Genomic DNA, 24,913 nt, shown 5'->3' on the forward strand with positions numbered 1-24,913 from the left:
ATAAAAATTCTCAAATTGACACTTTTTTTGTTGATGTAATATATATAAATAATTAATTCAAAAGGCTTTTGATTCCCATAGACAAACCCAAAATATGACTAAGAAAAATAATTTTAACTCTGGTGATATTAACTCTCAAAATATCGATCGAACAAAAGAACTTACTTTATCAAATCAGGAAGAAATGGATACTGATAATGATTTTGTCAAGTTTTTTGCTGTATTAAAAAGACGATGGTTAATATTTTTAGTTATGACATTAGGTGTCACATCAGGGGTAGGTTATTGGACTTATCAATTATCTCCTATTTATCAGGGAAAATTTTTGTTATTAATCGAAAAACCTCAAGATCAAAACAATACTAATACTAATAATAATATTAATATTGATGGTACTTTATCCCCAACTTCTCCCGGAACTGTTGATTATAATACCGAAGTAGAAATATTAGGAAGTCCTAGTGTTTTAGTGCCAATTTTAGAAGAAGTTGCCATCGAATATCCCGATATTTTTGATGATATAAACCTTCCTAATAATGAGAATTTAAGTATTAAACAACTGGAAAATACTAAGATAATTGAGGTAGCATTTAAAAATCAAAATCCTGAAAAAATTAAATTTGTTTTAGATAAAATTGCCGATAGTTATTTAACTAAAAATCTTGGTGATAATGAAAATAATGTCAATGAAGGTTTAAAATTTGTGAGAAATCAAGTACCACAATTAGAGAAAAAAGTTGTCTCTTTAGAAACTCAATTACAAAATTTAAGACAAGAACATAAATTTATTGATCCTCAAGCTAAATCTACGGAATTAACTCAACAATTAATTGCGATCGAACAAGAGTATTTATCAGCACAAATTAATTTAAAACAGGCAAACGCCTCCTATGAAAATTTAGAAAAACAACTAAATTTAACTCTCGAACAAGCCATTGCAGTTAATGATTTAAACCAGTCTAAACAATATCAAAGTTTATCGAAAGAATTACAAGATTTAGAAATAGAAATAGCGACAAAATCCGCAGTTTTCACCGATATAAGTCCTCAAATGATTACTTTAAATGAAAAGAAAGCAAATTTAGTTAAATTATTAGAAGAAGAACGCAAAAAAGTTTTATCACAACATTCAGGAAAAATCAATAATCAACAATCAATAAATTTATCATCACCAAACGAAATTCGCACTAAATTAACAGAGCAAATGTTGTTAAAAGGTAATGAAATTAAGATGTTAGAGACTAAGATAGAAAATCTTAAAATTGCTTTAGATGACGTGAACGATCGTATTAGTAAGATGCCAACTATCACCAGAAAATATACAGATTTGCAAAGGGAATTACAGGCAAATGCAGATAGTTTAAAAAGATTTTTAGAAACAAGAGAAAAATTAGAATTAGAAAACGCTCAAAATATTGTTAATTGGCGTGTTATTAGCCCACCTTCGGTAAAAGAAGAGCCTGTTTATCCAGTACCTTTAAATAACTTAATGATGGGGTTATTAGGAGGATTAATTGCAGGAACAATCACCGCTAGTATTATAGATTTATTAGACGGGAAAATTTACTCTTTATCTCAATTAAAAGAGGTAACAATATATCCCGTTTTAGGGCAAATTCCTTGGCACAAAAATTCTGTAAAGGATGTTATGGGGAAGGTTTTACCTTCTTTCAACACAGAATCTAGTGTTGGTTGGATGTCGAAAACTTCTCAACCTCAAGAATATACTTCTTCTGATTGGATAGAGTCATTTCGCAATTTTTTGACGAATATTGACTCATTAAATTCTAATTCTGTGGTAAATTCCCTCGTGATAAGTTCACCTAATTCGATGGAGGGTAAGTCCACTATAAGCCTTAATTTAGCACAAACGGCGGTGGCAATGGGGCGCAAGGTTCTTTTAATTGATGCTGATTTGAGACTTCCTCAATTACATCGATTGTTAGGTATAGAAAATAATCAAGGTTTAAGTGAAGTTTTAAGTTCAGAATTAAAGTTGGAATCTGTTATGCAACAAGTACCTTCATGGGATAATCTGTCTGTGATTACCGCAGGAAATGTATCTGATGATCCGACAAAGTTATTATATTCTCAAAAAATGCAGGAGATTGTTAAGCTGTTGAATAATTGTCAAACTTTTGATTTGATTATCTATGATAGTCCTTCTTTGCTGGGGTTTATTGATGCTAAAATTATTGCCCCTAATACTAATGGTTTAATTTTAGTGATGAGGTTAGGTAGGAGCGATCGCAATAAATTACGGATAGTGACAGATCAGCTTAAAATATCTCGTGTACCATTATTGGGTATCGTGGCTAATGGAATTAAGAATTAAGAATTAAGAATTAAGAATGGCTCTTCTACAGTAGTTATGATAAATTACAAGAAAATAATCGCTTAAAACTTTCATATATATAGTTTTGATAATTTTAAAAATGCAATTGTTATAAATTTATAGTTGACATTTCACCTAATGCCTAATACCTCCCCTTCACCAAAAGACGATAAGACAAACCCTAATTAATAATTCCATTACTGTATGACTAATTTTTATTTGTTTTCTTTTCTTCCCGGTCCCATTACAGACCCTGTTGCTGTATTTTTAATTATGATGGGAGTATTATTGATCGCTCCTATTCTATTCGAGAAAATTAAATTACCCGGTATCGTGGGTTTAATTGTTGCGGGAATTATTATTGGACCTTATGGCTTAGGATTATTAGAGAGGGATAAAACGATCGTACTCTTTGGTACAGTGGGGCTATTATTTCTCATGTTTATGGCTGGATTAGAAACCAGTTTGGATGATTTAAAGGAAAATGGTGATAAAGCAACGATTTTCGGATTAAGTACTTTTGCCGTGCCGATGGTTTTAGGTGTCGTATCTATGACGTTGATTGGTTATGATATTTTAGCGGCGATTTTGGTGGCTTCTTGTTTTGCTTCTCACACTTTGCTATCTTTACCGATTGTCAGTAAACGGGGCTTAATGCGATCGAAAATGATGACGGTGACGTTAGGAGGCACTCTCATTGTTAATATTTTAGCTCTTTTGGTGTTAACGATCGTCGTGAGAGCCAATGATGGAGATTTAACTTTAGGATTTTGGTTATACTTAATTCCTTCTTTAATTATTTATACCTTTGCCACTCTGTTTGGTGTACCTAAATTGGGGAGATGGTTTTTCCGTACTTTTGGCAGGGATGAAGGGGCTGAGTTTACCTTTGTAGTACTAACCTTATTTATGGTGTCTTATGTCGCTAAATTAATTGATATTGAACCCATTATCGGAGCTTTTTTGGCAGGTATCAGTATTAGACCATTAATTCCGCCTTTGAGTCCATTAATGAATCGTATCCAATTTATTGGCAATACTTTATTTATTCCCCTGTTTCTGTTGTCGGTGGGAATGTTGGTTAATCCTGCTACTTTAATTCAAGAACCTCGATCGTTCTTAGTTTCTGGTGTTATGATAGTAGTGGCGATCGTGGCGAAATTTATTCCTGCTTGGGGGGTAGGTAAATATTTTAAATATTCTTTCCCTAATATTATGGTGATGTTTGGTTTGTCTGTAGCTCAAGCTGCATCAACTTTAGCGGCGATTACTGTGGCTTTTAATATCGATTTAGTGGATGAATTAACAGTTAATGGTACGATCGCCATGATTCTTGTTACTTGTATTGTATCCCCTTGGGTAACAACAAAATGGGCAGATCAAATTAAGACGGAAGAATTAGCTTCCCAAACACCAGAAACGGAAGAAAATGAAGAAGCCTTGGCAAGTCAAACTCCTCTTTATCGAGTAATTGTACCTGTGGCTAACCCCAACACAGAAGATAACTTGTTAAATTTGGCTTTATTATTAGTTAATGCCACTAAAGGCAAACTTTTTCCTCTACACATCCTGACCGATAATGATAAAGTTATTTCTAAAGGAGACAAAACTCGTCAAGCACAACTGTTAGAAACGGCGGAAATGATCGCTCATGCTACTTCTACGGATGTACAAAGTATCGCTAGAATTGAAAGTTCGATCGAACAAGGTATTCTCCATGTATATCAAGAGTGCGATGCTAATTTAATTATCTGCGGTTGGAAAGGTTTTTCTACTTATCAAGACAACTTTTTTGGTGGTATCATTGATAATGTAGTGCAAAAATCTCCTGTACCGGTACTAATTACTCGTTTTACCGAACCCATTAAAACCACTCAAAGGGTAGTTTTTGCTATTTCTGATTTTCAGTACAATTCTTCTAGTTTTGCGGAAGCATTAACTTTAACCAAAATTTTAGCAAACGAACTTAATGCTAATTTACACATTCTCTTAATTTCTGGTAATAGTTCAGGAGTAATTGTTGATAATCGTTTAATGGGGCTTTCTTTTCAACAATTAAAGGGTAATTTTACTCGCAGAGTTTTACAAGAAATTCAACCCGATGATTTATTATTACTTATGTCCATCGGTGATCATAAAGTAGTCGGGACTCCCACTTTAGGTACTATTCCTGAATCGATCGCTCGTGATTATAGACGAGTTTCAATGATGATTATTTGTTTAAAAACCAGTTAAAATGATGCTAATTCTTGACAAAATGACTAACTTTAGTGCCAAAATAAAAACTCCTTTAACTAAAGATAAAATAACAGTTTTACAAATTAATTTAGGCAAAAAATGTAACCTTGCGTGTCATCATTGTCATGTGGAAGCATCTCCCCAACGTACAGAAGAATTAACTCCTGAAATTTGTCAACAGTTACTGACAATTATTAATCATTTTCCTCAAATTGATACCGTCGATTTGACAGGAGGAGCACCCGAAATGCACTATGGTTTTAGGGAGTTAGTGGAAACGGCAAAACTTAATCAGAAAACTGTCATAGTTCGATCGAATTTAACTATTTTCTTTGAATCTAGTTACGAATATTTACCCGAATATTTTGCTAAAAATCAGGTGCAAGTAGTGGCATCTTTACCTTGTTATTTAGAAGATAATGTCGATAAACAAAGAGGAAAAGGAGTTTATAATAAATCTATTTTATCCTTACAGAAACTTAATCAATTAGGTTATGGTAGAGATAAAAATTTAATCATTGACTTAGTTTATAATCCCCCTTTACCTCAAGATAATAATTTTAGTTTAACCCCCAATCAAGCAAATCTTGAAAAAGACTATAAACAATATTTGTTAGATAATTTTAATATCAAATTTAATAACTTATTTACCATTACTAATTTACCTATCGGCAGAACCAATATTTATTTAGAAAAACTTAATTTAAAAGATAGTTATTTAAAATTTTTAGAAACTAACTTTAATTTTGCCACTTTACCCCATTTAATGTGTAAAAATCAATTATCAGTTGACTATTTGGGCAATATTTATGACTGTGATTTTAACCAAATGGAAAATATACCTTCTTTAGATATTCACCAGAAAAAAATTACTTTAAAAGATATTTTAGAGCAAAATAATTTAGATTTACTTAAAGAAATTCAAACCGCTAATTTTTGTTATGGTTGTACTGCTGGAAGTGGTTCAAGTTGTGGCGGTATGTTAATAACTGATGTGATACTTAGGGAGGGCATAAAAGGAATAAATGATGAGCAGATATAGCAAAGATTGGAGAGAAATATCGATTGCTGTCAAAGAAAAAGCGGATTGGAAGTGTGCCAAATGCGGTGCAGATTTTAAGGAAAATTCAAGAAGAGGAAACTGTTTGCAAGTACATCACTGGAATAGAATACCAGAAGATAATAGACTAGAAAATTTAGTCGCTTTATGCAATAGTTGTCATTTAGAATATCATCGGGGAAGAAAAGGTAATATTACGATAGGTCAATTATCTCTTAATATTTAGACATTGAAAAATATGAAATAGTATTTGTTTTGTCATAGGAAATTTATATTTTGGAGATGTTTATTGTTAATAGCTATCGTTAAATGAATTTAATTAAATCAGGTATATTTATTCTTAGAAATCACCTAACTTAAATGTGTCTCAACTTATAAAAATTCGATCGAATAATTCATGAGTATTTAATAAAATTAAAAAAATTTATGAAATGGGGTTTAATTGTTATTTGTGGTGCGACTGCTAGTGGTAAATCCTCTTTGGGGTTGAAATTAGCCCAGAGATTGAATACAATTATCATTAGTGCGGATTCTCGGCAGGTTTATCAAGAGTTCGATATTGGTACAGCTAAACCTACTATTGCCGAACAAAATTTAGTACCCCATTATCTCATTGATATTTGTCACCCAACAGAAATTCTCACTTTAGCGGATTATCAAGAAAAAGCTCAAAATATCATTAATTCTAGTACTTCTATCCCTTTATTGGTAGGGGGTACAGGGTTATATATTAACTCGATTACTAAGGGGTTAAAAATTCCTAGGGTTGCTCCCCAACCGCAACTTCGATCGCAATTAGAGTACTATAGTCAACAGGAAAGGTATGATTTTTTACAGCAAGTCGATCGTAAATCCTGCGAAAAAATCCATTCTAACGATGAAATTAGAACGATTCGTGCCTTAGAGGTTTATTATGTCACGGGGAAGCCTATTTCTGCACAACAAGGAGAAAATCCCCCTAGTTATCCTATTTTAACTATTGGTTTACAGTGCGATCGAGTTGCTATTGAAGCAAGAATCAAACAACGTACAAAACAAATGCTTGAACAAGGTTTAGTGACAGAAACAGAAAATTTAATCAAAAAATATGGGATAGATTTACCCTTATTAAATACTTTAGGATATGCAGAAATTAAACAATATTTAATGGGAGAAATTAACCTTAATCAAGCAGAAGAATTAATTGTTATTCATACTCGTCAATTTGCCAAAAGACAACGGACTTGGTTTAATGCGAATCAAGATATTCAATGGTTTAATGCAGATTCTGCTGATTTATTAGAAGACGTTTGGGAAAGAATTAATAATGAACCAAATTATATCATTAAATCTTGACCGTAATTCATCCCACACTGATTTTATGAGACTTTTTTTGTTAAAAAATACAGTGTGAGGTTTCTTAGGGAAAAAGCTAAAAACAAACAGATAAAGCCTCCTGTAATCAAAAGGTTTTAACTAAGGAACATTACTCAGCAACGTTAGGCAAAATACAGCAATTTACTTCATCAAGACAGATTTTACCCCATTGTAAAGCCCAACGTACTAATTCCACTCGGTTATCTGTTTTAGTTTTGGTTAAAATGTTACTAATATGATTATCAACAGTTCGCTTACTAATCTCTAATTTTTCGCCAATATCGTTATTGGTTAAACCGATCGCAACTAATTCTAAGATTTCTAATTCTCTATCAGAAAGAGTAGTGGATTCTGATATTTTGCCACTATTCATAAGTATTTGTTACCCCGTAGATTTACCGATTATTCTCAATTTAATTGTAACGAAAAATGAGAGATTAAAAAATTTATTTTTTACGAGCAAAAACTCCATAAAAAGGGTCTTTTCCACCGATACCGAACATTTGTAAAATCGCAGGTAATTCTGGTTGAGTTGCCACTATTTGCGATGCGCCAAAATCAGGAATAGATTGAAAATATGATTTGACTAAATGTAGTCTTTGTCGATCGGAACTATCACGCCATACAGAGATAGCTTTTTGATAAAACATCCGATTAGAAAAACTAAAGATAGCGACTCCATTGGGTTTTAAAATTCGAGCAATTTCACTAAATATAGCTTCTGGATATTGTAAATATTGTACGGAAACAGCACATAAAACCGCATCAAAATCTTGATTTTCTAGGGGAAATTTAGGGTTTTTGTTTAAATTTTGAACAAAATAATGATTTAAGCGAGGATTTTTCTTCAATTCTTCTTCATTCATACCGTGTCCTTCTATATGACTAAATTTCATTTCTGGAGGTAAGTGGGATACCCAACTACTCATTAAATCCAGTATTTTTGTGTTTTCTTGTAACTCTCGCCGATATAATTCTGTTAATTGACGGATAAAGTGATCATCCACATGGTTAACGAAGCGGGGGAAAGAATAGAATAAGGTGTCTTCACTATCATCTAATTTGGTTCTTTGATCTGGTTGTAGTAGCATAGTTCGGAGTTTGGGAATGTCAGTCAATTAATTATAGATAGGGAATTTCGATCGAGATCACATTTTTTTTAAAGAAGGTTTTAAGATTGCTTCGTTACCTCACAATGACAAAATTTTTTTTTCGATAATGGCATAAATCAAATTAAGTGACTGGATAAAGCTATAGAAACCATTAAAACCAGTGACAACTATGATTAAGTCTGTAACTCATAATCTTTTTACCTCTATTTTCCCTGATGAATCTCAGTGTCCTAGTTCGATCGTTAAGCTATTGTTAGTGTTAGAAAGTGAACAATTAATTCCCTTGTTTAAAATTCGTGAACATTCCCTTAAATATAAACCTCTTTCTGCTTTTGTGATCAATAAAAATAATCAACATATTTCTATTTCCAGTATTCTGAATAATTCCATTCTCAAAAGTGAGTCAGTATTATTTTTTGGTTCTAATTTTCAAGTTTTATTAGGAGAAAAATTAGGTAATCAAAAAGTAGTTACAGATTCGATCGAGACTTTTGTAATTTTCACTCCCCAAGGATTAATTTTAGAAAATGATGATATTGTATCGGATTTAAAGCAAAACCAATATCAATTTATTGAATGGGATTGTTGGAAAAATATGTACCTTTCTTTTGATGAAAAAGAACCAAAATGTAGTCTAACTTTTATGGATAGACAGGGTTATTTTATGGAAATTAACACCATTAATAATAACGATTCAGAGGCGGAAAAAATAGAAAAACAATTACCGTTAATTTTTTGTTATTTGACAATGAAGCGATTTTGGAAATATGTAGAAAAAATGCGTTATGATAACTTCTTAATTTTTAATCCCCAAGATTTTATTGTTTTTGATGCCGAAAAATTAGCTTATTTCACCAACAATATTTTAAAAAATATCAATATTACCGAAGCTGATTTATCAAATTTAATGACAAAAATTGTTAATCATTAAAAAGGTTAAAAGTTTGTAGTGATGACTTTAGTCATTATAAGAGTTAAAACCCTCACTACGAACTTAATTGTTAATTTTAATTATTCAAGTTTTCTTCCCATTTGCGGGGGGTTGATTGACGGCGAATATTACGCCAAATTTGAGTAGCGGCTAAAGTACCATCGGCTACAGCGATCGAAACTTGATTTAAACCTTTTTTCAAATCACCTAAAGCAAAAATTCGATCGTGGCTAGTTTGTGCCATATCATTAGTAACAAGATTTTCACCATCCCACTCTAAACCTTCAATATTTTTCAAGTAGTGATTATGATAAATTGATCCCATGTTGATTAAGCCCGTAGTTGCTTCTACCACAGTACCATCTTTTAATTGTACCCCTTGCATTTTATGATTTTCGCCAATAATACGATCGATCTTACTCTCATATAAAGGATAACCATGATCCGCCAATTTTTGCCTCATTTCCTCCCCAACCTCACATAAACCATGAGTTAAAACGCTGATATAAGGAGTAAACCAGTTTAAAACAAAAGCAGCATTAATTTGAGCTTCCCTAGCAACGATTAACACCGCTTTTTGATCCCACATATCGAAACCATCGCAAATCATGCACACATGGAGGGTATAACCAGCATAATCATAAATGTTTTGCATCTCCTCAATTTCAGGCAAAACATCGATAACTCCAGAAGCCGCCACTAAATATTTACTGCGAAAAACAGGATAAACACTATCTTTTTTACCGATTTTTACCTTCACCGCAAAGGTGTCTCCCTCATCGGTAACATCTTCTACATAACCCCGTAAATGATCTGCACCCCAATCAATGGCTTGTTTTGTGCCATGATTCAATATATCTCTACCCGGTGCATGGGGATCAATACCTAAATAATTACGAAGGTCTTGCATCCATAGCGATCGACCTTTACCCTTTTCGATAATTAAGCATTTTAGACCATAACGAGCCAGATAGATACCTGTGGATAAACCTCCCATACCGCCCCCTACGATAATGGCATCATAGACGGTATCAAGACGGGTTTCAAAATTTTTACTAGATAATTTCATCGATTTTTCCTCCTAATCCTTACTTTATTATATAATTTTGTACAATGTGCAATGATTATTTTACGTCTTCTTACTAAACAGTATATCCAGTCTTGATTTTAACCTTTTTTTACCCATTATCCTATTTTATTGAAGCGAACAATGGGTTTACTAATTTTTCATAAAATTTTCGATCGAAATCTAAAAACAGTGATAGTTTTAAAATATAAGCAGTTGAAGGGTAATTCTCTATGTCTGAATCACGATCGATCCTCAAGTCCACCAGTTATGATTTTGAGCAGGAAGTATTAAGTAGATTTCGTTATCTCGTGGATATTTTACCCCCAGAATGTCATATTTATCGAGAAACTTGGGATTCCTCTACCGTATTGTGTCTTGATTTTCAACAATGCCCACATTTTCTGGAAATAATTAAGGAAAAAGCCGATGTTTTAATCTATGGTGTTCAAAATTTTAGTTTAGCCACCTGTATTCTCTTTCGTCATGGCAGTAAATTAAAAGCATGGCGACACATTCACTCAATACACTAAATGATTTAGGATTGTTATAGATAGTTATTGTTAACGGATAATCAAAAAATGTTAGAACATGATGTTATCATTATCGGCGGTGGTTTAGCAGGATGTCGTGCGGCACTAGAAATTAAAAAGCTCAATCCTAGTATGGATGTGGGTTTGGTGGCAAAAACTCACCCCATTCGCTCTCATTCTGTCGCCGCTCAAGGTGGTATTGCGGCTAGTTTACAAAATGTTGATCCTGATGACGATTGGAAAGCCCACGCCTTCGATACAGTAAAGGGTTCAGACTATTTAGCTGATCAAGATGCCGTGGAATTTTTAACCAAAGAAGCACCCGAAGTAATCATCGAATTAGAACATTTAGGGGTATTATTTTCTCGTTTAGAAGACGGTAGAATCGCCCAACGTGCCTTTGGAGGGCATTCCCATAAACGCACCTGTTACGCCGCAGACAAGACAGGTCATGCAATGCTACATGAATTAGTTAATAATTTACGCCGTAATCACGTCAAAATCTACGAGGAATGGTATGTTATGCAGTTAATCCTCGAAGATAACGAAGCGAAGGGGGTAGTCATGTTTAACATCAATGATGGACATTTAGAGGTAGTTCGATCGAAAGCCGTAATGTTTGCTACTGGTGGTTATGGCAGGGTATTCAATACCACCTCCAATGATTATGCCTCCAGTGGAGACGGTTTAGCCATGACAGCAAAAGCTGGTTTACCCTTAGAAGATATGGAATTTGTCCAGTTTCATCCTACTGGTTTATATCCCGTGGGGGTGTTAATTTCTGAAGCCGTGAGGGGAGAAGGCGCTTATCTGCGCAACAGTGAAGGGGAAAGATTTATGGCACGTTATGCCCCTAATCAAATGGAGTTAGCACCAAGAGATATTACTTCAAGGGCGATCGTCACTGAAATACGAGCAGGAAGGGGAATCAATCCCGATGGTAGCGCAGGGGGGATTTATGTCCATTTGGACTTAACCCACATGGGCAAAGAAAAAATCATGTCTCGTGTGCCTTTTTGTTGGGAAGAAGCCCATCGTTTAGTGGGGGTTGATGCAGTATATGAGCCGATGCCAGTGCGCCCCACCGCTCACTATTGTATGGGAGGCATCCCTGTTAATACCGATGGCAGAGTGAGAATTAATGGTAATCAACTCACGGAAGGCTTTTTTGCAGGGGGAGAATGTGCCTGTGTATCCGTACATGGTGCTAATCGTCTTGGTAGTAATTCCCTGCTAGAATGCGTAGTCTATGGGCGTAGAGTAGGACGTTCAATCGCTAATTATGTTCTCGATCGTGAAAGGTTGCTGGGCGATCGAGCTATGCCACAAATAGACGAACAAAAGTACTTACAAGCCTGTGAAAAACGAATCCAAGACTTATTGAATAAAGAAGGGGATATAAGAATTAAAAGCCTAAGACAGAACTTTCAAGACGTTATGACAGAGCATTGTGGCGTATTTCGTACTCAGGAAGTCATGGAAGAAGGATTAAAACAAATTCGGCAACTTATCGCTAAATATGAGCAAATTTTCCTTGATGATAAACAAAGACAGTGGAATACGGAATTAGTTGAAGCCCTCGAATTGCAAAACATTATGATTGTGGGCGAAATGATTTTAACCTCCGCTATCCAAAGAAAAGAGAGTCGAGGGGCGCATTCAAGAGAAGACTATCCCACTAGAGACGATCGAAACTTCTTACAACACACCCTCGCTTCCCATTCTCCTGACGGCGTAACCGTTGATTATATGCCCGTTGTCGTCACAATGTTTGAACCCAAAGAGCGAAAATACTAGAGAATGGAGAATGGAAAATGGAGAATGGAGAATTTAAAACTATCCCATAGTCTCCCAGTCTTCTAGTCTATACTCATTACTTATTACTTTTTACTCATTACTTTCTCTTAACCAAAAATTTGAGAATAAAACAGCCCAACACCTGTCTTATTTCCAGTTGGAAGCAACAATTTCAGCTAAGTCAACAACTCTTTGAGAATAACCCCATTCGTTATCATACCAAGCTACTACTTTAACCATGTCTCCTCCCATTGTCATGGTTAAGTTAGCATCCACGATCGAAGATACGTTAGTACCACGATAGTCAGAAGAAACCAAAGGCAATTCATTATAACCGAGAATACCCTTTAATGCACCTTCGGAAGCATCTTTTAGTACTTGATTAACTTGTTCTGCGATCGTGCTTTTTTCTACTTGTACAACTAAATCTACGATAGAAACGTTAGGAGTAGGCACACGCAAAGCAATACCATTTAACTTACCTTTTAATTCGGGTAAAACTAAAGCCACCGCTTGAGCTGCACCGGTGCTGGTAGGTACAATATTGATAGCAGCAGCACGCGCCCGACGTAAATCACGGTGACTAGCATCTAATAACCTCTGATCTCCAGTGTAACTGTGAGTAGTGGTCATTGTACCTTTGATGATACCAAAATTCTCATGAAGTACTTTAGCGATCGGAGCTAAACAGTTAGTCGTACAACTAGCATTACTGACTACATTATATTTATCGTGAGAATATTCTTTATCGTTCACACCAACAACATAAGTACCGACATTAGCACCTTTTCCGGGAGCAGTGATTAAAACTTTTTTCGCCCCTGCTTGAATGTGTTTGGATGCACCCTCATCGGTAACAAATACCCCAGTGGATTCGATGATTAAATCGACACCCCATTCTGCCCAAGGTAAGTTAAGAGGATTTCGATCGGACACACACTTAATCGTTTTACCGTTAACGGTTATAGAATTTTCATCCGCTTGAATATCAGCGTCAAAAATCCCTAACATAGAGTCATATCGTAATAAATGAGCATTAGTTCTAGGATCAGAAGTGTCGTTAATACCTACTACTTCTAAACCACTATACTCACGACCAAACCAACAACGTAAAAAGTTGCGTCCAATACGTCCAAAACCATTAATAGCTACTCTAACCACAGTTTATTTCCTCTGTTATTTAAACTAAATAAAGTAAATTTTTCTAATGTGCCTAATCATATCGTAAAGATTGTACCCTTTCATACCCATTTTTTGATTTTTTTTGCTAGTATTTTGCATATACAGAACAAATATGAAGTACTTCTTAGTTTTGTTCGATGTCAAGAGTTGTTACATTTGAACTTATTATTCAAAATTTTCGATAAGATGTGAAAAATTTGTCATCTCAGTAAAAAACAATGATCTTAAACGAACTAACACAATTATATTTAGCTTTACTAATAAGTTTATTATTAGGAGCAGGATTTTTACATTTAACCGCTAAAAGTGGGGAATTGGGCAGGAAAATTAGTGATTTTTTTTGTTATGCTCCCGGTATCGATTTGGCATTAGGATATTTTATGTTAATACCCCTGATTGTGGGGTTTAGTTTTAGTGGTGGGTTGGGCATAGGAATTGCTCTGTTAGCAGAATTAAGTGCTTTATGGGTGTGGATTATCCTTCACGAATTAACTCATCCTGTGGCAAAAAGTGAAAAAATACATTCTACTTTAAGTGGTATTGTGGGCGGTTGGCGTAATCATCTGGCGGTGTGGATTACGGGTTTAGCTATCCCCGTTTTTTGGGTGGTACGTTTTGCTGAATTAATTGTTTATCCCCCTTTAACTTGGTTGATTCGCTTACCTAAATATGAAGGTAAAGACTGGGTTAATGTCTCACGTCAAAAATTCGAGGGATTGGTAGGTTATGATCTAATCTGGTGTTTGTATTGTGATTGGATGACGGGAGTTTGGTCTTTAGGAACGGAAATGTTACGCAATGTAGAATCTTTCTGGTGTCCTATTCGTTTTTATTCTGAGAAAAAGTGTGCTAACTGTCAAATCGATTTCCCGGATATTGACAATGGTTGGGTTAGTGCTACTGGTACTATGAAAGACGTTACTAATGTTTTAGCCGAAAAATATACAACAGATCAAGAGGAAAGGTCTTGGTTTGGTCATGGCGATCGCAAAAATCAATAAATGAGTGAGGAGAATTCATTGTATGTTTACATTAAGAAAGGCAACATGGTATTGAGAAAATTTTATTAATTCCAAAATATACAATCTATTTTGCATTAGTACTTAAAAGGTGTTAGGTAATACCTAATTTCAAGATAGAATTATCGGTGAAGGCAAGAGACAAGTGGACAAGTGGACAAGTGGACAGGTAGAAAAATTCCTAATATATTGATGATCTTGTTCGCAAAACTTAACTTAACAGAAAATTTGACAAAACTTGTGCTGAAAAAAAATTAACGCTGACAAAAAAAAGAAATTTTAAAATTTCTCAAAAAATACTGCATAAAATCCCATTTTCCTACTGATAAGTAAGTATAGACTTTTTTAAAATCCGATTCGGAGAAATATCACAGTACTAAAGTACTGAAAAATGACTTAAATTCGACCCACGCATAGGGTGGACATTAGGTAATAGTAAGTCATTCTATTTATCTTCTGAATCGGTTTTTTTTTCAAAATGTAATTATTTTAACATCATACCAATTAATAATACAACATAATTGAAAGGAATGTCTATGAATTAATAAAAAAATTACCAAATCAGTAGGAGAAACGATGCCATGAAAAAAAAAATCATGGTGATGGGAAAAATTTGTCAAGGTAAATATTCCTGTGGAGGTTTAACGATAACAGAATTATTAGTCAGTGTTGTCATGGGGAGTGTGGTATTAACCGCCGCCGCCAGTGGATTTATTAATTTACTCAAAGCGAATCAACACATAGAATCGAAAACTATTCGCCATAATGGATTAATCAAAGCCTTAAATTATCTTCAAGAAGATATAAAAACGGCAAAATCTGTGACGATCGAACCTGCTACTGTAGGAGGATATTGCAATTCTTCTGGTATTGACTCTCAAAATTGTTTAGTATTAACCTATCCTCATAAAACCCCATTAAGAGAAGGATGTGTTAATAATCCTACAATTTATTATGGATTGCAAGATATTAGTGGTAAATCGCCCCAAATTTGGTTAAAACCTGCGATTTTGCGTAGAAAAATTATTTGTGACAAAAATCAAGGAAATTGGATTGTGGTGGCAGATGGATTATTGGGGAAAAACGAAACCCATGCTATAAATAACAAGACTTTGTGTACACAAGATAGTGTTACTTGGTCAAGTCATACAACAGTTTATGGCTATATTACTCATCAGAGTAACGAAAAAGGGGGATTTCGATTTTGTCTTTATGAAAATCATAGTCAAAATAGATTAGTAAGAATATTTTTATATGGACATATCATTAATGGACAACCTATCAAAGTAAGTACGATCGCATTCACTCGCAGTCAATAAGAATTAAGAATTAAGAATTAAGAATTTTTCTCCTAGTCTCCTATATCGTTTTTTTTCCAAGAAATTTTAGATCACTGATATAATGTAATGTTTTGAGAAAAGGATTAGTAAAATTGACTTATTCCCCCTTAGATTTAGACATCGCAATTCATAGCATTATTGAAACGGCTAATTTTCTTGATAGTAAAGGTTGGACTCCTGCCACCAGTAGTAATTTTTCCCAACGGTTAGATAATAATTATTGTGCCATCACCGTGTCAGGGAAACATAAAGGTAGATTAACTCCTGATGATATTATGGTGGTGGATTTGCAAGGAAAACCTCAAGACGAGAAAAAGCCTTCCGCCGAAACTCTCCTTCATACCAGTTTATACGCTGAAAATTCTGATATTGGCGCGGTTTTACATACTCATTCTCTTAATAGTACTTTGCTGACTCTTGTAACAGACAATTCCTCATGGAAATTAGCAGGTTATGAGTTATTGAAGGCGTTTAATGGTATTTCTACCCATGAAAGTTCGATCGCGCAGCGCCACTTCGTGCTCGAACTCCCCATATTTGCTAATACTCAAGATATAGCTAGTTTAGCCGATGAAGTTATAGAGTATTTGAATAAAAAAATTCCTTGTTGGGGTTATCTGATTCGAGGGCATGGAGTTTATACTTGGGGTAAAGATATGACAGAAACCTTAAGACATTTAGAAGCGATCGAATATTTAATACAATGTGAGTTAGAAGTTATGCGAATTAAAGGAAAAAAATGACAGCTTTAAAAATATTTAACGACAATAACCCCGTTACCCCTATTTTTGACAGCAACACTGTTGCTGATACTGACAAAATTGATAAAATTACCCATAGATTAAGGGAGGTGGGCGTAAGATTTGAACAATGGGGTACGATCGAAAGTTTAACATCCGTAGCGACTCCAGAGGAAGTTTTAACGGCTTATAAATCGGAAGTTGATCAATTAATCAACGAAGAAGGATATTTAACCGTTGACGTGGTGAGTTTAACCGCAGATAACCCCAATAAAAAAGCCTTCCGTGAAAAATTCTTAAATGAACACACTCACAGTGAAGATGAAGTGCGTTTCTTTGTCGATGGAGAAGGATTATTCAGTTTACACCTCGAAAACCAAGTTTTTGAAGTATTATGCACCAGAGGCGACTTAATCAGTGTACCTGCGAATACTCGTCATTGGTTCGACATGGGAGAAAATCCTAACTTTACCGCTATTCGTTTTTTTAATAATCCCGAAGGTTGGGTTGCCAATTTCACAGGAAGTGATATTGCTAGTAAGTTTTCTCGACTGGAAAACTAAGAGAAATTCTCAAAATTAAATAATTACGATCGATGTCTATTATATAGGTTCGATCGTCAATAGACTTATCAATTAATCATTATCTGTGGTGATAATTTTTCGTCATCTGTTATATAAAACTTACTCATAGTTACCTATGACGTTTACTTCTTGCTTCTACCAGTCAAGTCGGCTTGATACTGTCCACAAGCGTTGATTCGGGTGTAACCCACCCTACTTTTATTATTCTAATTAATTGATTAATCTTGAATAATAACTAATTTTTATTTAATTTAATCTTTAAATTAAATAGTTTTAACAGTCTTGGTTATCGACTTCATTAAAAGCTAACATATTTTAAAAAAAATGTCAACCTTTATCCCGTGAGTAGGTATAAACAACTATAATAAACTATTAGTTAACAGTTAAAAGCTCCTAACCACCACAAGAGAATATGAGTATCTAATAAAAACTTCATTCATCTTCCCCGTAAAACATAGTGTTAATTTTTGGTAATTCATCATCAAAATCATTCGCAATCCAAATTTGTCCTTCCCAACCTTCCGCAGTGCGAGGCTTTAACACCTTGTTATCCGTAGTAATTTTTTCCCCACCCAATGGAAAAGGTAAAACCTTCGCTAACGCTACACCATCACGGGTTAAAGTAACCTCTACCTGATTTTGAATAGCTGACAACAACTCCGATAAATTATCCCCCTGTAAATTGACATCAAAGGTTTTTTTTAACATGGTCATAATTAAACTGTTGATATAGCCTTATCATCTTATTATAAAAAAAATTTATTCAGATTACAAAAAAAAAATATTAGACTTCTTGCAGAAGTCGAGTAATGAGTAATTAGTAATTAGTGAAGAAAATCGATAATTTTTTTATCTAAATTTATTTTAATTTTAATTTTGCAAGAGGTCTATTACTTCCCGAAAATACCTTGAGGGCGAATTAACAAAATTCCGATCATAATTACTAAAGCTACCCCCAACTTATACTCAGAACCAAAAAATGGCACACTCAACTCCTGTGCAATGCCAATAATCAACCCCCCAGCGATCGCACCATAGGGATTACCAATGCCTCCGAGTATCACCGCCGCAAACATAGGTAAAATCATAAACCAACCCATATTCGGACGTACTGCGGTAATTAAACCAAACAATCCCCCCCCAAAAGCCGTTAACACCGCCGTCATAATCCATGTAAATAAGACGACTTGCTCTACATTAATCCCTGATACTCTTGCTAAATCGATGTTATCTGCCACCGCGCGCATAGCTTTGCCGATTTTAGTATTTTGTAAAATTAGATGTAAAGCCACGATCGCACCGATAGTTAAAGCAATGACGATAATACGATAATAAGCGATTTTTACCCCCCCAATATCGATGGCTTCCACCAGAGGCAAATCATAATTTTGATTACTACCCCCCCAAATAAACAAAATGCCATTGCGCAAAAATAAAGCCAAACCGATAGAAATAATAATTAAAGTAGTGCTACTCGCCCGTTTATCTCGCATGGGTTTCCATAACAACTGCTCACAGATTAACATTAAAATCACAGTTCCAACCGTAGCCACGATGATCGATAACCAAATATTTAATCCCTCATGATTCACTACCCATGTTAAATAAGCACCAATAGTCAAAAAATCTCCGTGAGCAAAATTTGATAATCGTAAAATTCCCATTGTCAGGGTTAAACCCACCGCCGCAAGGGCAATAATACTCCCTACTGCAATACCATTGAAAAGTGATTGTATTGTATCCATTGAGATCAAACTTCTTAATTTTTTTTAATATTATGTGCAAATCATTACTAATCAAAGCATTAAGCTAAGAATCTTTCACAAAAAATAATCCTATCTTAGCAATGACCAATTATAATATTGACTAGCACTAAAAACTATCACTTATTAAATCAACCTCAAATTTTATTTTATTATTCGATCGTATTGGAGACATTAATCAAAACCTGTGACCTATAGCAACAACAAAAAAACAAACCAAAGAGATTTACCGAAAATTAACAACAATATCCGTTTTCCCAGAGTACGGGTAATTGGTACAGACGGGGAGCAACTAGGCATCCTCGACACCAGAGACGCTAATCGCATGGCTGAAGAACAAGAATTAGACTTAGTTTTAGTCAGCGAAACGTCTGATCCTCCCGTGTGTCGTATTATGGATTACGGTAAATTTAAGTTTGAGCAGGAGAAAAAAGCCAGGGCAATCCGTAAAAAGCAACATACTGCGGACATAAAAGAGGTGAAAATGCGTTACAAAATTGATGAGCATGATTATCAAGTGCGAGTCAGTCAAGCAAAGCGTTTTCTGAATGCAGGAGATAAAGTTAAAGCCACGATTAACTTTCGAGGGCGAGAAGCGCAACACGTTCATTTAGGACAAGAATTATTGGAACGCATGGCGCTCGATTTGACTGAATTAGCCGAAATTCAACAAAAACCCAAAAAAGAAGGGCGGAATATGATCATGTTTCTCTCACCCAAAAAGTCATAGGGAGATAGGGGTTAGGGAGATAGGGAGATAGGGGGTTAGGGAGACTAGAAGACTAAAAAAAATTGATGCGTTTTTATATCGATATGAAGAAGGAATCTGAATTTCCTTTTGAAAGGGCAAGAAGAGTAACACAAGAGGAAAATGAAAAATTTAAAGAGGCGATCGCTACACAGTTTAATGTTAAGCTAAGAAACCGTGGACGACCCGCTAAAGATGAAAATGATTTGTATGAACCTATTTCTATTCGGATTCATCCTCAAGTTTTGGCATGGGCGAAAGAAAAAGCGAAAAAGCAAGATATTGGCTATCAGACAGTGATCAATCAAACGTTATTAAAGCATATTTCACTTTAATCTAATTTTCTGGAGTTCGATCGAACCGTGTTAGTATTTGATAGAAACTTAAATATAGGATATAAGATAATTTTATAAAAATATTAAATTGACAGTCAAAATCAAAATGACAATAGTAACCGAATCAAAACCAGAATACAAAGAATATTTTAAACATAAAAATATTACACTGATAAATGGTAACAGTCTTAACCCTAATCTTTTTACAACAGAATTTATAGACTTGATAGTAACATCTCCACCTTACAATGTCGGCATCGAGTATAACTCTAATGATGATCAATTATCTTATGATCGATACTTAGAATTTTCTTTTCAGTGGATGTCGAACTGCTATAGGTGGACAAAAAAACAAGGTAGATTCTTGTTGAATATCCCTTTAGATAAAAATAAGGGAGGACATCGTAGCGTTGGTGCAGACTTAACAAAAATAGCCCAAGATGTTGGTTGGAAATATCACTCGACTATAATTTGGAATGAGGGTAATATATCAAGAAGAACGGCTTGGGGATCATGGATGTCAGCTTCTGCACCTCATGTTATTGCACCTGTGGAATTAATTGTTATTTTGTATAAGGAAGATTGGAAAAAAACTACAGGAACAAAAATTAGTGATATTACTAAACAAGAGTTTATGGAATGGACAAATGGATTATGGGTTTTTAATGGTGAAAGTAAAAAAAGAATCGGACATCCTGCTCCATTTCCTAAAGAATTACCATTACGGGCTATTAAGTTATTTAGTTATCAAAATGATTTAGTTTTCGATCCATTTGCAGGTAGCGGAACAACATTAATTGTTGCAGAAAACACAAAGAGGAGAGCTGTAGGTGTTGAATTAGATGAACAATATTGCGAATTAGCTAAAAATAGAATTATTGATGAAGTAGGTAGCTTATTATTTACATAAAAATTATGAAAAAAATTACTCAATCAGAGATTGTGATGGAATATTTTAAAAATAATCCATTAAGAGATATTACGCATCCTGAAATTGTTGACTGGGTGACACAAGAGTACAAAAAAAGAACGGGAGAAATATTTAGAGATCCAGATAGGCAAATTAGAAAACTTCATCAACAAGGATCATTGGTTAAAGTTGCGAAGGGAGTTTATCGATATGATCCTAGTCTAGTTCAAAATAAAAATTTACAGGATTTTTCCGAGAAGCAAAAAAAAGAAATTTTAGCTAGAGATGACTATAGATGTGTTATATGTGGTAGAGGTTTAAAAGATGGAGTAGAATTGCACGTTGATCATATAAAACCAAAAGATCAAGGTGGAGAAGCAACCATTGAAAATGGTCAAACTTTATGTTCTATTCATAATTTCCAGAAAAAAAATTATAACCAAACAGAAACAGGAAAAAAAATGTTTATTAGACTTTATGAAAAAGCAAAGTCAATTAATGATTCTCAAACAATGAATTTTTGTGCAGAAATTTTAGAAGTTTTTGAAAAAAACAATATTAATGGTCATATTGAATGGAAAAAATAGTTCTTAAAGTCGAAGAACAGCTTTTAATTCTCAAACTTAGTATCTATTTCATCCTCATTTCATATTCTTATGACAATATAGGTTGTTAGTAAGATTAGGTCAAAAATGAGGTAAAAGTTGATTATGACACAGTATCGGCTTAATAGACGTGATTTCCTGCGATTTTCAGGAGGGATTGCCAGTTTTTATGCTGTACATCAAATTATCCCCGTTTCTGCACAAAATAATTATCTTGAGGGGGATGTTATTGATTTAGAAGTCAGGGAAACAGAGGTTTCGATCGACCATCGAACTGCGAGGGGTTATACTGTTAATAATAGTTTACCAGCTCCCACTATTAGGCTAAAAGAGGGGCAAATTGCCACCATTAGGGTAAAGAATAACTTAAAAGAAGATACCTCTATTCATTGGCACGGTTTAATTTTACCAGCAAATATGGACGGTGTGCCGGGGGTAAGTTTTCGGGGTATCAAACCGCAGGAAACCTTTACCTATCAATTTCCTGTGAATCAAAACGGTACTTACTGGTATCATAGTCATAGCAATATGCAAGAACCGTTAGGGCATTATGGTGCTATAGTAATTGAACCTCGTGAACCTGAAACGATCGAGTATGATAAGGATTATGTCATTATTTTATCAGATTGGAGTTTTGAGAATCCCCACGCTATTCTCGCTAATTTGAAAAAAATGCCCACTTACTATAACTACCAAAGACGCACCGTTGCTAATTTAGGAGAAGATTGGGAGTGGAAACAAATGCGTATGGATGCCTCCGATATTGCCGATGTGACGGGGGCAACTTATACTTATTTGATGAATGGTAAAACCAGTAATGACAATTGGACTGGTATCTTTAACAAGGGTGAAAAAGTCAGACTAAGATTTATTAACGCTTCAGCCATGACATTTTTTGATGTCAGAATCCCTAACTTACCCATGACAGTGATACAAGCAGATGGGCAGAATGTGCAACCCGTGACGGTAGATGAATTTCGTATAGGAGTAGCGGAAACCTATGATGTCATTGTTCAACCTGATACCCAAGAGGCTTATACTATTTTTGCGGAAACCATCGATCGAAGTGGTTATGTTAGAGGTACACTAGGCATAAAACAAGGCTTATCCGCAGAAATTCCTCCTCGTAGAGAGCGCCCATTGCGTACAATGGCTGATATGGGTATGGATCATGATGCTCATGGTGGTCATAATAGTTCAAGTTCGGGCTCGATCGATCATAGTAGTCACAATTCTTCATCATCTGATCATACTAACCATCAAACTTCTTCATCAGATCATAATGATCATGATATGTCGAATATGAGTCACAGTGATCATAATAATCATGATATGTCGAATACAGATCATAGTAACCATGGGATGACTGAAAAAGAAATCTTAGACTTTTCATGGCAACCGAGGGGAGAGGATAATAACGGTATCGGTAACGCCGCAACCCCAATGATGGTTAAAAATCGTTTAAACGAGGCAGGAGTTGGTTTAGAAAATGTCAATCATCGGGTGTTAGTTTATACAGATTTAAAGAGTGTAAAACCCTTAAAAAATAGAAGAAAATTCGATCGAGAAATAGCCCTATATTTAACAGGAAATATGGAGCGTTATATGTGGTCATTTAATGGAAAAAAATACTCCGAAGAAAAAGAAATAGACTTTTATTATGGAGAGAGATTAAGACTAACATTTGTCAATGATACCATGATGGAACATCCCATACATTTACACGGAATGTGGATGGAATTAGTAAACGGAAATGGAGATTATCAACCTCGAAAACATACCATTATTGTGAAACCAGCCGAAAAATTATCTACAGAAATTGATGTTGATGCTAAGGGAAGATGGGCTTTTCATTGCCATTTAATGTATCACATGGATGTCGGAATGTTTCGCACTATTAACGTTATTTCCTAAAAAATAATCAAATTTGATTCACTATTAACCCATAAAGTAGGTTGGGTTAAACGAAGTGCAACCCAACAAAACATCGTCAAATTTTATATTTTCTTGGTGGGTTTCGATGCCTCAACCCACCCTACATTTATCATTACTAAATAAATCCATGTCAATTTTTAAATCCTTAATTTTTTTCAACAGTTTAACTATTATTTTTAGTGTTATTTTATTCTGTGATAAAATTCAAGCACAACCAAATATTATTGAAAAAGATAGTGCAAAAAAATCTTTTATTTATGAAGATGATTTACCTCAAGAAAAACAACTATTTTTTCAAGACTTTGAAGATAAAAAATACTTAACTCAAGAAAAAAACTTTATCTTTACCCAACATAATCATAACCAAGAAAATAATTTTGGTGAGCCTATTCATGACAATCAAATTTTCTATAAAATATTATTTGATCAACTAGAATATCAAGTTAATGATAGTCAAAATATTTTTAAATGGGATGTGTCTGGTTGGGTGGGAAGTGACTATCAAAAATTCGTTTTTAAAACCGAAGGTGATGTTAGTTTAGATGATGGTAACGGTGAGGCAGAATTACAACTTTTATACAGTCAACAAATTTCTCCTTACTGGGATTTACAAGCAGGATTAAGATACGATCAACTCTATGGAGATAAAGGAAATAGTAGGGGTTTTGCTGTCATTGGCATTGAAGGATTAGCACCTTATTTCATTGAAGTTGACACCGCTTTATTTATTAGTCATCAAGGAGATATTTCTGCTAGATTTAAAGCCGAATCTGATTTTTTACTCTCTCAAAAACTTATTTTACAACCGAAAATAGAAACTAATCTAGCCATACAAAAAGTAGAAGAATTTGGAGTAGGTAGCGGTTTTAATAATTTAGAATTGGGGTTGCGATTGCGTTATGAAATTAGTCGAGAATTTGCCACTTATATTGGGGTTAGTTGGAATAAATTATTTGGCGATACTGCTAAATTTGCTAAGGAAGAAGGCGAAAGTAATGATGATATTAAATTTGTCACAGGAGTTAGATTAATGTTTTAAATTACTTAATCGTAGAATTTTAAATCTTCTTTTTCTTTGCGCCTTTACGTCTTTGCGTGATATTCCTAATTTTCATACTAATTTCATTTTTATCTTGCAAAATTAAAGATAATAACTCAGAATATAAAAAAGATTAAAAGATGAATAAATGAATTTTTAGTAGTTTAATATCAGGGATAATATTAAGCTCTTTTACTCCCAGCATTTTAGCCACTAATGTTCATAGTGGAGCTCATCCTTCAGCTTCTCAAATTCAAAATGCTACTCATCATTTTTCCTATGATG

At 34.4% G+C, this 24,913-nt stretch carries 24 protein-coding genes; 18 read left to right on the plus strand and 6 right to left on the minus strand.

The features are described 5' to 3' along the window. Positions 1-94: 94 nt before the first annotated feature. From SYN6308_RS21830 to miaA, 5 genes are all read left to right on the plus strand, one after another. The gene (locus SYN6308_RS21830; protein WP_017293437.1) at positions 95-2,335 is read left to right on the plus strand and encodes a GumC family protein; all 2,241 of its coding nucleotides are present in this window, start codon (positions 95-97) and stop codon (positions 2,333-2,335) included. Positions 2,336-2,539: 204 nt separating this feature from the next. After that, entirely contained in the window at positions 2,540-4,570 is a 2,031-nt protein-coding gene (locus SYN6308_RS05510; protein WP_017293438.1) for a cation:proton antiporter, read from the plus strand. 22 nt (positions 4,571-4,592) lie between these two features. Continuing rightward, complete coding sequence (gene arsS / locus SYN6308_RS21835) at positions 4,593-5,615, plus strand: arsenosugar biosynthesis radical SAM (seleno)protein ArsS (protein WP_017293439.1); 1,023 nt, start codon at positions 4,593-4,595, stop codon at positions 5,613-5,615. Continuing rightward, on the plus strand, positions 5,599-5,859 hold the full coding sequence (locus SYN6308_RS05520) for an HNH endonuclease (RefSeq protein WP_237741262.1): 261 nt from the start codon (positions 5,599-5,601) through the stop codon (positions 5,857-5,859). The genes arsS and SYN6308_RS05520 overlap by 17 nt, the downstream gene beginning before the upstream one ends. 200 nt (positions 5,860-6,059) lie before the next feature. Further along, positions 6,060-6,968, plus strand: coding sequence for a tRNA (adenosine(37)-N6)-dimethylallyltransferase MiaA (gene miaA, locus SYN6308_RS05525; protein WP_017293441.1), 909 nt, complete (start codon positions 6,060-6,062; stop codon positions 6,966-6,968). 130 nt (positions 6,969-7,098) lie between these two features. Here the strand turns inward: miaA and pedR are convergent, their stop codons facing one another. Both pedR and SYN6308_RS05535 read right to left on the minus strand, forming a co-directional pair. Beyond that, positions 7,099-7,362 carry a photosynthetic electron transport-dependent transcriptional regulator PedR gene (pedR, locus tag SYN6308_RS05530; protein WP_017293442.1) on the minus strand — a complete coding sequence of 88 codons (264 nt, stop codon included), beginning with the start codon at positions 7,360-7,362 and terminating at the stop codon, positions 7,099-7,101. A 73-nt stretch (positions 7,363-7,435) separates the two neighbouring features. Next, on the minus strand, positions 7,436-8,080 hold the full coding sequence (locus SYN6308_RS05535; protein ID WP_017293443.1) for a class I SAM-dependent methyltransferase: 645 nt from the start codon (positions 8,078-8,080) through the stop codon (positions 7,436-7,438). A gap of 190 nt (positions 8,081-8,270) precedes the next feature. On the opposite strand from SYN6308_RS05535, the gene SYN6308_RS05540 reads away from it, so the two are divergent. Next, the gene (locus SYN6308_RS05540; protein ID WP_017293444.1) at positions 8,271-9,032 is read left to right on the plus strand and encodes a hypothetical protein; all 762 of its coding nucleotides are present in this window, start codon (positions 8,271-8,273) and stop codon (positions 9,030-9,032) included. Between the two features lie 76 nt (positions 9,033-9,108). Here SYN6308_RS05540 and SYN6308_RS05545 read toward each other — a convergent pair whose 3' ends face one another. Then, entirely contained in the window at positions 9,109-10,101 is a 993-nt protein-coding gene (locus tag SYN6308_RS05545) for an NAD(P)/FAD-dependent oxidoreductase (RefSeq protein WP_017293445.1), read from the minus strand. 230 nt (positions 10,102-10,331) lie between these two features. On the opposite strand from SYN6308_RS05545, the gene SYN6308_RS05550 reads away from it, so the two are divergent. After that, entirely contained in the window at positions 10,332-10,631 is a 300-nt protein-coding gene (locus SYN6308_RS05550) for a hypothetical protein (RefSeq protein WP_017293446.1), read from the plus strand. Positions 10,632-10,679: 48 nt separating this feature from the next. Beyond that, positions 10,680-12,428: a succinate dehydrogenase/fumarate reductase flavoprotein subunit gene (locus SYN6308_RS05555; protein ID WP_017293447.1), complete on the plus strand. Its 1,749-nt coding sequence runs from the start codon at positions 10,680-10,682 to the stop codon at positions 12,426-12,428. Positions 12,429-12,575: 147 nt separating this feature from the next. Here the strand turns inward: SYN6308_RS05555 and SYN6308_RS05560 are convergent, their stop codons facing one another. Then, a complete protein-coding gene (locus SYN6308_RS05560; protein WP_017293448.1) occupies positions 12,576-13,589 on the minus strand; it encodes a type I glyceraldehyde-3-phosphate dehydrogenase in 1,014 nt (337 codons plus the stop codon). A gap of 239 nt (positions 13,590-13,828) precedes the next feature. Between SYN6308_RS05560 and SYN6308_RS05565 the strand changes: the two genes are divergently transcribed. The 4 genes from SYN6308_RS05565 to SYN6308_RS05580 all read left to right on the plus strand — a co-directional run bounded on the left by SYN6308_RS05565 (position 13,829) and on the right by SYN6308_RS05580 (position 17,272). Continuing rightward, entirely contained in the window at positions 13,829-14,611 is a 783-nt protein-coding gene (locus tag SYN6308_RS05565; protein ID WP_017293449.1) for a hypothetical protein, read from the plus strand. A 599-nt stretch (positions 14,612-15,210) separates the two neighbouring features. After that, positions 15,211-15,948 carry a PilW family protein gene (locus tag SYN6308_RS05570; RefSeq protein ID WP_017293450.1) on the plus strand — a complete coding sequence of 246 codons (738 nt, stop codon included), beginning with the start codon at positions 15,211-15,213 and terminating at the stop codon, positions 15,946-15,948. A gap of 113 nt (positions 15,949-16,061) precedes the next feature. Then, entirely contained in the window at positions 16,062-16,712 is a 651-nt protein-coding gene (locus SYN6308_RS05575) for a methylthioribulose 1-phosphate dehydratase (protein ID WP_017293451.1), read from the plus strand. After that, a complete protein-coding gene (locus SYN6308_RS05580) occupies positions 16,709-17,272 on the plus strand; it encodes a 1,2-dihydroxy-3-keto-5-methylthiopentene dioxygenase (RefSeq protein ID WP_017293452.1) in 564 nt (187 codons plus the stop codon). The genes SYN6308_RS05575 and SYN6308_RS05580 overlap by 4 nt, the downstream gene beginning before the upstream one ends. Positions 17,273-17,725: 453 nt before the next feature. Here the strand turns inward: SYN6308_RS05580 and SYN6308_RS05585 are convergent, their stop codons facing one another. After that, positions 17,726-18,001 (minus strand): type II toxin-antitoxin system Phd/YefM family antitoxin, encoded by a 276-nt coding sequence (locus SYN6308_RS05585; RefSeq protein ID WP_026101939.1) that lies wholly within the window; start codon positions 17,999-18,001, stop codon positions 17,726-17,728. Between the two features lie 182 nt (positions 18,002-18,183). Next, positions 18,184-19,038, minus strand: coding sequence for a branched-chain amino acid ABC transporter permease (locus SYN6308_RS05590; protein ID WP_017293454.1), 855 nt, complete (start codon positions 19,036-19,038; stop codon positions 18,184-18,186). 205 nt (positions 19,039-19,243) lie between these two features. On the opposite strand from SYN6308_RS05590, the gene infC reads away from it, so the two are divergent. The 6 genes from infC (at position 19,244) to SYN6308_RS05620 (ending at position 24,628) form a co-directional block, all read left to right on the plus strand. Continuing rightward, complete coding sequence (gene infC / locus SYN6308_RS05595) at positions 19,244-19,786, plus strand: translation initiation factor IF-3 (RefSeq protein WP_017293455.1); 543 nt, start codon at positions 19,244-19,246, stop codon at positions 19,784-19,786. Positions 19,787-19,851: 65 nt separating this feature from the next. Continuing rightward, positions 19,852-20,139, plus strand: coding sequence for a BrnA antitoxin family protein (locus SYN6308_RS05600; protein WP_017293456.1), 288 nt, complete (start codon positions 19,852-19,854; stop codon positions 20,137-20,139). A 106-nt stretch (positions 20,140-20,245) separates the two neighbouring features. Beyond that, on the plus strand, positions 20,246-21,049 hold the full coding sequence (locus tag SYN6308_RS05605; RefSeq protein WP_017293457.1) for a DNA-methyltransferase: 804 nt from the start codon (positions 20,246-20,248) through the stop codon (positions 21,047-21,049). A gap of 5 nt (positions 21,050-21,054) precedes the next feature. Further along, the gene (locus tag SYN6308_RS05610; protein ID WP_017293458.1) at positions 21,055-21,636 is read left to right on the plus strand and encodes an HNH endonuclease; all 582 of its coding nucleotides are present in this window, start codon (positions 21,055-21,057) and stop codon (positions 21,634-21,636) included. 123 nt (positions 21,637-21,759) lie between these two features. Beyond that, the gene (locus SYN6308_RS05615) at positions 21,760-23,568 is read left to right on the plus strand and encodes a copper resistance system multicopper oxidase (protein ID WP_017293459.1); all 1,809 of its coding nucleotides are present in this window, start codon (positions 21,760-21,762) and stop codon (positions 23,566-23,568) included. A 148-nt stretch (positions 23,569-23,716) separates the two neighbouring features. Next, positions 23,717-24,628: a copper resistance protein B gene (locus SYN6308_RS05620; protein WP_040467060.1), complete on the plus strand. Its 912-nt coding sequence runs from the start codon at positions 23,717-23,719 to the stop codon at positions 24,626-24,628. Positions 24,629-24,913 lie beyond the last annotated feature (285 nt).

Origin of the sequence: Geminocystis herdmanii PCC 6308, assembly GCF_000332235.1 — a bacterium.
In the GTDB taxonomy this organism is placed as follows: domain Bacteria; phylum Cyanobacteriota; class Cyanobacteriia; order Cyanobacteriales; family Cyanobacteriaceae; genus Geminocystis; species Geminocystis herdmanii.

Coding starts and splice junctions, on each gene's coding strand:
- SYN6308_RS05600 (WP_017293456.1), top strand. CDS start 19,852: ATGCGTTTTTATATCGATATGAAGAAGGAATCTGAATTTCCTTTTGAA.
- pedR (WP_017293442.1), bottom strand. CDS start 7,362: ATGAATAGTGGCAAAATATCAGAATCCACTACTCTTTCTGATAGAGAA.
- SYN6308_RS05570 (WP_017293450.1), top strand. CDS start 15,211: ATGAAAAAAAAAATCATGGTGATGGGAAAAATTTGTCAAGGTAAATAT.
- SYN6308_RS05540 (WP_017293444.1), top strand. CDS start 8,271: ATGATTAAGTCTGTAACTCATAATCTTTTTACCTCTATTTTCCCTGAT.
- SYN6308_RS05605 (WP_017293457.1), top strand. CDS start 20,246: ATGACAATAGTAACCGAATCAAAACCAGAATACAAAGAATATTTTAAA.
- SYN6308_RS05615 (WP_017293459.1), top strand. CDS start 21,760: ATGACACAGTATCGGCTTAATAGACGTGATTTCCTGCGATTTTCAGGA.
- SYN6308_RS05620 (WP_040467060.1), top strand. CDS start 23,717: ATGTCAATTTTTAAATCCTTAATTTTTTTCAACAGTTTAACTATTATT.
- SYN6308_RS05510 (WP_017293438.1), top strand. CDS start 2,540: ATGACTAATTTTTATTTGTTTTCTTTTCTTCCCGGTCCCATTACAGAC.
- SYN6308_RS05565 (WP_017293449.1), top strand. CDS start 13,829: ATGATCTTAAACGAACTAACACAATTATATTTAGCTTTACTAATAAGT.
- SYN6308_RS05590 (WP_017293454.1), bottom strand. CDS start 19,038: ATGGATACAATACAATCACTTTTCAATGGTATTGCAGTAGGGAGTATT.
- SYN6308_RS05550 (WP_017293446.1), top strand. CDS start 10,332: ATGTCTGAATCACGATCGATCCTCAAGTCCACCAGTTATGATTTTGAG.
- SYN6308_RS05520 (WP_237741262.1), top strand. CDS start 5,599: ATGATGAGCAGATATAGCAAAGATTGGAGAGAAATATCGATTGCTGTC.
- SYN6308_RS21830 (WP_017293437.1), top strand. CDS start 95: ATGACTAAGAAAAATAATTTTAACTCTGGTGATATTAACTCTCAAAAT.
- SYN6308_RS05535 (WP_017293443.1), bottom strand. CDS start 8,080: ATGCTACTACAACCAGATCAAAGAACCAAATTAGATGATAGTGAAGAC.
- SYN6308_RS05585 (WP_026101939.1), bottom strand. CDS start 18,001: ATGTTAAAAAAAACCTTTGATGTCAATTTACAGGGGGATAATTTATCG.
- arsS (WP_017293439.1), top strand. CDS start 4,593: ATGACTAACTTTAGTGCCAAAATAAAAACTCCTTTAACTAAAGATAAA.
- SYN6308_RS05545 (WP_017293445.1), bottom strand. CDS start 10,101: ATGAAATTATCTAGTAAAAATTTTGAAACCCGTCTTGATACCGTCTAT.
- miaA (WP_017293441.1), top strand. CDS start 6,060: ATGAAATGGGGTTTAATTGTTATTTGTGGTGCGACTGCTAGTGGTAAA.
- SYN6308_RS05555 (WP_017293447.1), top strand. CDS start 10,680: ATGTTAGAACATGATGTTATCATTATCGGCGGTGGTTTAGCAGGATGT.
- SYN6308_RS05580 (WP_017293452.1), top strand. CDS start 16,709: ATGACAGCTTTAAAAATATTTAACGACAATAACCCCGTTACCCCTATT.
- SYN6308_RS05610 (WP_017293458.1), top strand. CDS start 21,055: ATGAAAAAAATTACTCAATCAGAGATTGTGATGGAATATTTTAAAAAT.